The sequence below is a fragment of the Shewanella septentrionalis genome, assembly GCF_025370265.1.
Taxonomy (GTDB): Bacteria; Pseudomonadota; Gammaproteobacteria; order Enterobacterales; family Shewanellaceae; genus Shewanella; species Shewanella hafniensis.
In genome coordinates this window covers 1-5,849 of record NZ_JAMTCC010000080.1, presented here as the reverse complement: position 1 = coordinate 5,849, position 5,849 = coordinate 1, and the positions used below count along the sequence as shown (strand labels likewise).

Here is a 5,849-nt window from a genome sequence, read left to right as displayed (position 1 = left end):
GATTCAGAAAGGATGTCAGCCAGAAGTTCTACTGTGTAGAACGAATCATTATGGACATCAATCATATTTGATGCTTCCAGTTCGGTTTGACAATGGGCGGAAGTATACCTTTTGGGGAAAAAAGGTCCAGTATTTTTTGAGAACAATGCAGTTATATCTTTCCTGTTTCTTAAATAATCAGGAAAGATTCGCTTAATGTAATTGTGTAAACATGTAAGAAATAATGATGTGTTAAATAGGTTTAAATGCTGTAATCTATTTCCATAAAATAAAAACCCCGAATCTCATTCCAACTTGGCGGGAGGCTTGAGAGTTCAGGGTTCAGGATAAATCCTAAGAGAATATTAACACATGGATCATACATATCAACCTAATAACCGCCATTTGAGCGGTGATTTTTGAATGCAACCTGTCAACTAACGTTTTTTGAACAGCGTTTACCAAAAAAACCTTATTATTCTGATAATTTATCTAATGGTCTGAGTATCATTGCGGCTAAAAAAGCCGTTAAATCTCGCTACATTCAACACAATGGGCCGACTCATAAATATTGGCTCGTGTTTGATGTTGATCGTCTAGGCGCGACTATGTGTTGGGAAGATGCGGGTGCCCCAGCCCCCAATATCGTCGTAACTAACCGCGAAAACGGTCACGCGCATTTGATTTATGGCCTAGAAATCCCAATTCGTACCGCCCCTGATGGAAGTAGCAAGGCTTTGCGCTACGCAGCGGCCGTAGAAGCCGCTCTAAGGGCAAAACTCGGTTCAGATGAGCACTACGCAGGGCTAATCTGCAAAAACCCGCTAAATCCGCATTGGCTCGTTTCTACGTGGGAGCCAAATCTCTATACACTCGATTGGTTAGCCGACTATCTTGATTTAAGCGCTTACAACGGATCTAAACGACTTTTAGGCAATGGCCTAGGCCGTAACTGCAATCTGTTCGATTATCTCTCCCAGTGGGCTTACAAGGCCATTAGACAAGGTTATCCGCAGTATGAACGCTGGTTCGAAGCGGTTTTAACCCGTGCAGAGGCATATAACAACCGCGAATTTAAGTCACCGTTACCATTATCAGAGGTCAAAGCCACTGCTAAATCTGTTGCTCGATGGACACATAAGCGCATGACCAAAGAGGGGTTCAGCGCTTGGCAGGCCAGGCAAGGCGCTAAATCAAAACGACCAACCACCAATGGCACCAAAGCGGAATTACTGCCTAAAGTGTTACTCATGCAGGTTCAGGGGTACTCAAATCGCATGATTGCAGAAGATTTAGGAATCGGTTCGGCTACAATTAGCCGGTGGACATCAAAGCGTTAAAATTAGTGATCCGATAACCATATCAGATAATAGCCCCCTCCCTATGCTTTCGGGGGTGCTTTGCCCCTGTATACCTCAAGCGTTAAAATTAGTGATCCGATAACCATATCAGATAATAGCCCCCTCCCTAGTCACTGTTACTTAAACAGTGTTTCTCTAATCCATCCCCAGAAAATAGAAAATCATTCGCTCAGGCTGGACTAGCGATTGAGCAGCTTGCTGCGAAATGAGTCTAGTCAGCAAACAAGCGCAGCGCGTTAGTTTTACGCCCTTTCCTTATCCCCTTGCAAATTCGATTGTGCTGGCTTATTTTACATTCATTCCTTTTTTATTGAGGAAGCCAGCGTACACAGAGTGCCCTACAGTCGCTGCGCTCCTTTGGTCATCCGTGTGTCTGGTTCAGGGGATGCAAATCCCCCGAAACCCCCTAAAAGCGAAATCTAAACCTCAATCTTTATCGTCACTGTTACTGCAAAGGATGCTCAGAATGAAAGATAAATCAGATGATCGGACTGTGGATTTTATCCCGCAAAAACCTAAACGTGGCCGTCCATCAACAGGCCGCGCAATGACGCCTGCCGAAAAGCAGGCCGCTTATCGTGCCCGACAAGCCGAGCTAGTGGTAACAGTGACCTTTAATCGAGAGGACATCAACACCTTAAAACGCCTGATAGCTAATCCTGATTTGAGTCTTGGTTTGGACAAAGCGGCCATTGAGCGATTAATGGAAGCGGTTTTTCAGGCGGCTAAGTAATGGAAAAGCGCGAACGGGTGATCAAAATTCGCTGTACTGATGCGGAATACGACACGCTAGTCGAGCGTTCAACAAAACTGCGCTTAGCAGAATGGATTCGTGAGACATGCTTAGGCGTTCCTGCTAAGCGAACTGCCCCGCTTCCCACGGTCAGCCCAGAGCTACAACGTCAATTAACCGGTATCGGAAACAATTTAAACCAAATTGCCAGAGCCGTTAACAGCAGCCAGTGGAACAGTATCGACAAAAGTCGCGTCATTACTGAGCTTGTGAGCATTGAAAGGCACTTAGCTGAAATTAAAAAGGCTTATTCAAATGATTGTTAAATTCCATGCGCGAGGCGAAGGCGGCGGAGCTGGCCCAGTAGATTATCTAATGGGTAAAGACCGCCAACGAGTGGGTGCTACGCTCGATAGAGGTGATCTTGAGGCGATCATAGCTATCATCAATGCTAGCCCCTATGCAAAAAAATATACCAGCGGTGTGTTGTCGTTTTCTGAACATGATTTAGACCGTGAATCTAAAGACAAAATCATGTCAGATTTTGAAAAAATGATGTTCCCAGGCCTGGACGCAGATCAATACGCTTGTATGTGGGTTGAACATCGAGACAAAGATCGATTGGAGCTTAACTTTGTTGTGCCCAATATCGAGTTACAGAGCGGTAAACGCTTGCAGCCTTGGTATTACAAACGCGATTTAAAACGGGTAAACAACTGGAAAAACATTACGAATCACATCTACAAATTAACCGACCCAGATAACCCGCTAAACCATCGTTCACTTGTCACGCCTCGTAACCTACCTGAAAACCGAAAAATCGCCGCTGAAACGATTACAAACAGCCTAATGACGGTCATGGCGAACGGGTTAATCACTAATCGCGCAGACGTGGTTAAAACGCTATCTGATGCGGGTTTTACGGTCGCCAGAGAAACCAAAAGTTCAATATCAATTGCTGACCCCGATGGCGGCAAAAATATACGGCTCAAAGGGGCTATCTATGAACGAGATTTTAAATTTAACGCAGAAACTGGAGCAGCAATCGAAAGAGCTGCAACAGAATACCAAGCAGCGACTGAGCAACGAATTCAACGAGCACACCAAGAGCTTGCAGAGGGAGTTAGAAGGCTCTCAGAGCATAATCAGCGCAGATATCCACGCCTTGACGGAGGAGTTACGTTCGCAGGCTTCAACCATGAGGCTAACGGCGCTCAGCACATGGGCTTACTTGCTCCTGACAATATTCATCGCGCTAATCTCGATTCAGGGCGTTTTATGGTATCAGGGCAACCAGATAGCGCAGAACTTAGCCACGATAGAGCAACAAAATCAGGCATTGAAAACGTTACAAAATCAAACTTTTGGGTTAAGGCTGTTAACGCAAGACGGCAAGCAATACATACTATTCCCGAAAAACAAGAAACTCAGCAAGCAGTGGGAATCGAACGGCCAGAACGTAGTCGAGATGGAGAACAAATAAATGACGGAATTAGAGTCACAGTTACTAAAATCTGTAACAGAATATCAGCAGCAGCAAGAGCAGCAACAAACGGCATTGTCGAGCAGCTACAAGGCTTTGCAGCACATGTTCACCACTACGTCAGCAGAGAATCAGGCACTCAAAATGCAGGTAAAGAGCTTAGCAGAGCAGGTCAACGGATTGGAATCGCAACTAAGCAGATTAATGACATTGCTAACCAAATAGCGATGCAACGTGGCCGAAAAAATGACCGTGGATTAAGTCTATGATGGTGAGTTTTTCCTTTAAAAAGCAGATTTAACAACGTCGCTGATAGAGGTGGAGGCTCTATATGCTGTTGTGTTACTATTTTTAATTAAATTAATAAATTTTTCATTGAGGTATCATGGCGTTACTAGAGTTTATTACTGACGAGAATCTCTTTTTAGAAGTTCGTGTTCTGGTGCAAAAAACATTAGAAAAAAATAAACAAGCCAATAAAGATTTCAATAAGAATGTCGTTGATCCTTTTTGTTCTTTATTTGAGGGGCCATCTTTCCCTAATCATGAGATTTGGAAGCGTTCAGAGCTTATGAGACAAACACAAAAAACAATTCAAAACCATGTTGGTACATTTCACCAAAAAGTCCTTGGGCACGTGGATGGATGGTCTGATTTGGGGACTGGTTCAGTAGTCGATTTAGTTAATGTTAATAAAAAGATAATTGCAGAAATTAAAAATAAGTATTCAACTGTTACAGGCGGGGATTTATCGAACAAATATTATTCTCTAGAAGGTTTGGTTTCGCCAAAACACAGTAAATTTAAAGATTACACTTCTTACTTTGTGCAAATTATTCCAAAAAGAAAGCAGAGATATAATGGCGAATTCACTCCTTCCGACAAAGAAAAGGGTGAAGTTTGCGCTCGTAACCCATTAATAAGAGTTATTGATGGGGCTAGTTTTTACGAATTAGTGACGGGAAGAGAACATGCTTTAAAAGAGCTACACGCTATTTTACCTAAAGTTATAGAAGTTATATACCAACAAGAGTTGGAAGATGAACATTTTAAATTCAATGACATCCCCAACTACATGGACTATTTTAAATTAGCTTATGGTGACTAATGTTTATGGTTATCTATATCATTTAAAAGTCTAACAATGGAGCGGCCAAGAGCTGCTGCCATATTAACAGGGACTGCATTTCCAATCTGTTTATAAACCGCACCAATGGGGCCTTGAAACTCCCAAGTGTCAGGAAATGTTTGAATCCTTGCGTATTCTCTAGTTTGTAGTGGACGGGTTTCTATCGGGTGGCATCTCTCAGTTTGTTTCTGTGCTGGAGATGTCGTCAGCGTTAGACTTGGTTCATCCATTGATAATCGCCTTGCCATTCCTGTTTTTCCGCCGCCCAGAAAGTAGCTTGCTTTCATATATTCTTTTTGTAGTTCATCACTTAAATTCTTCCAATACCCACCTTGAGGTACATGATCCATAATTTCTTTTTTTCTTTGAGGATATACTTGTCCATTTGAAAGTGGAACATTACAGTCATATAGCTCTCCTTTTAGAAAAGCATCTTTAACAGTTAGAACTCTCTTATATGGCGAAGGCCAATGGTATTCAACCTGATTTGCGAACTCTTTTTTTATACCAACTAAAATTAGGCGTTCACGTTTCTGAGGAACTTTATAAAAAATCGCCTTCAAGACTTTTGGCTCAACCAATATGTAACCAAGGTCATTTACAATGTCTCTAATCGTATTAATTGTTCTTCCATTGTCATGAGTTAGAAGACCTCTTACATTTTCAGCCATAAAAACACTAGGACTAAGCTCTTTTACTGCTCTGGCAAATTCAAAAAACAGGGTGCCTCTGGTATCTTCAAACCCTAGTTTTTTTCCTGCATATGAAAAAGATTGGCAAGGGAATCCACCTGTAACAATATCAATTGTTTCATTAATGGCTTTAAAGTCTATTTTAGATATATCACCTTCAACAACATTCCAGTTTGGGCGATTATGTTTAAGTGTTTTGCATGCTGACTTGTCAAGTTCATTTAATAACACACTGTGCAGTCCGGATTGCTCCATGCCTAATGCAAGCCCACCGCCTCCCGCAAATAACTCTACTAGATTAAACCTTTTTTTTGGTTTAACTAATAACTCTTTATCCCAACTACTACGGTTTAAATTTATGATTTCTTGAAAATTTTCAACCTCTTCTTTGGGTATTAAGGTTTTATTCGATTTAGAGCAACTCGTTGTTTTTAACATTCCTTTCTTAATCCAGCAATCTATGGTTTTTTTT

At 41.9% G+C, this 5,849-nt stretch carries 6 protein-coding genes and 1 pseudogene; 6 read left to right on the top strand and 1 reads right to left on the bottom strand.

The window, feature by feature from the left end; all coding sequences use genetic code 11:
* Positions 1-398: 398 nt before the first annotated feature.
* The 6 genes and pseudogenes from NE536_RS22235 to NE536_RS22215 all read left to right on the top strand — a co-directional run bounded on the left by NE536_RS22235 (position 399) and on the right by NE536_RS22215 (position 4,664).
* Positions 399-1,319, top strand: a complete 921-nt coding sequence (locus NE536_RS22235; RefSeq protein ID WP_261274048.1) for a replication initiation protein — start codon at positions 399-401, stop codon at positions 1,317-1,319.
* 487 nt (positions 1,320-1,806) lie between these two features.
* Positions 1,807-2,073, top strand: a complete 267-nt coding sequence (locus NE536_RS22230) for a hypothetical protein (protein ID WP_261274047.1) — start codon at positions 1,807-1,809, stop codon at positions 2,071-2,073.
* On the top strand, positions 2,073-2,399 hold the full coding sequence (locus tag NE536_RS22225) for a MobC family plasmid mobilization relaxosome protein (protein WP_261274046.1): 327 nt from the start codon (positions 2,073-2,075) through the stop codon (positions 2,397-2,399). The genes NE536_RS22230 and NE536_RS22225 overlap by 1 nt, the downstream gene beginning before the upstream one ends.
* Positions 2,389-2,775 (top strand): annotated as a pseudogene (locus tag NE536_RS23015) (relaxase/mobilization nuclease domain-containing protein); the annotation flags it as partial. The gene NE536_RS22225 and the pseudogene NE536_RS23015, both read left to right, overlap by 11 nt.
* A gap of 208 nt (positions 2,776-2,983) precedes the next feature.
* Positions 2,984-3,556, top strand: a complete 573-nt coding sequence (locus NE536_RS23010; protein ID WP_425347544.1) for an MbeB family mobilization protein — start codon at positions 2,984-2,986, stop codon at positions 3,554-3,556.
* 385 nt (positions 3,557-3,941) lie between these two features.
* Positions 3,942-4,664: an Eco47II family restriction endonuclease gene (locus tag NE536_RS22215; RefSeq protein ID WP_261274044.1), complete on the top strand. Its 723-nt coding sequence runs from the start codon at positions 3,942-3,944 to the stop codon at positions 4,662-4,664.
* On the opposite strand, the gene NE536_RS22210 is transcribed toward NE536_RS22215, so the two are convergent.
* On the bottom strand, positions 4,661-5,849 hold a 1,189-nt coding region (locus tag NE536_RS22210), incomplete at its 5' end, for a DNA cytosine methyltransferase (RefSeq protein ID WP_261274043.1). The genes NE536_RS22215 and NE536_RS22210 overlap by 4 nt on opposite strands.